This window comes from Enterobacter sp. RIT637, assembly GCF_019718755.1.
GTDB lineage: Bacteria > Pseudomonadota > Gammaproteobacteria > Enterobacterales > Enterobacteriaceae > Enterobacter.
Genome location: NZ_JAIHAZ010000158.1, coordinates 1 through 545 on the forward strand (window position 1 = coordinate 1; position 545 = coordinate 545).

Genomic DNA, 545 nt, shown 5'->3' on the forward strand with positions numbered 1-545 from the left:
GCATAACAATGAACGCAACGGCAATATAAAAGAACCTAAGGATTTTCCGATAATTGTGCGGCGAAATAGTTTTAAACCTAATACTCCACACCATACCAATAATAATGACGATATAGACAAATAACATGGTGGAAGTGACGTACTTGCTGGCATCCAGCGACTGACCAAAGATGTAGTTAAATGCCGTTAAGCCAAACCCCAGCCCCAGGGCAATCATCAGTTTCTTCACGCTAATTTTGTCGACATAGAGCAGCAACAAAAGCGGTAAGAAAGTCACGATGGTGATCGGGAAGCTTTCGCCCAGCTGGGCAATTTTGACGTTAACCAGCAGATAGATCAGCGGCAACAGCAGGTAGCTACAGATTCTGATAGAACGAGACATACTCCTCCAGCATCTGTTCACCGCTGTAAGCCTTGCGGCTGCGGTTGCGGAACGATTCCAGGCTGGTGTTAAAAACAGCCTGCGCGATCTCGGCTTTTGGTCGTTGCACCAGCGGCAACACCTCGTGCTCGCTGAAGGTTTTGCCGCCTGATTTCTCCAGCAC

Annotated in this window: 2 pseudogenes; both read right to left on the minus strand. The window is 47.9% G+C overall.

The window, feature by feature from the left end:
* Positions 1–382: pseudogene (gene wcaD / locus K5E19_RS23755) on the minus strand (putative colanic acid polymerase WcaD); the annotation flags it as partial.
* A pseudogene (locus tag K5E19_RS23760) lies at positions 357–545 on the minus strand (colanic acid biosynthesis glycosyltransferase WcaC); the annotation flags it as partial. The pseudogenes K5E19_RS23760 and wcaD, both read right to left, overlap by 26 nt.